The organism is Nocardioides oceani, assembly GCF_030412965.1.
Taxonomy (GTDB): Bacteria; Actinomycetota; Actinomycetes; order Propionibacteriales; family Nocardioidaceae; genus Nocardioides; species Nocardioides oceani.
In genome coordinates, this window is record NZ_JAUHJQ010000359.1 from 1 (window position 1) to 202 (window position 202).

Genomic DNA, 202 nt, shown 5'->3' on the forward strand with positions numbered 1-202 from the left:
AGTACAGGTCGCCGTACGCGTCGATCTGGTCGGAGCCGACCTGCAGCGCCAGCAGTGCGACGAGCACCGGGAGCAGCACCACCGGCCGGCCGCCCGCGGCCGCGACCCGGAAGCCGGCCGGGTGGTGGAGGAGGACGGCGACGATCGCGCCGTAGGCGAGGAACTGGTACGGCGCGAGGTACATGAGCGGGTCGTGGAAGCT

The 202-nt window shown here is 72.3% G+C and carries 1 protein-coding gene; it reads right to left on the minus strand.

The genetic code is table 11. The annotated features are described in order from the left end of the window. Nucleotides 1-202: hypothetical protein (locus tag QWY28_RS24360; RefSeq protein WP_300955457.1), on the minus strand; the 202-nt coding region annotated here is incomplete at both ends.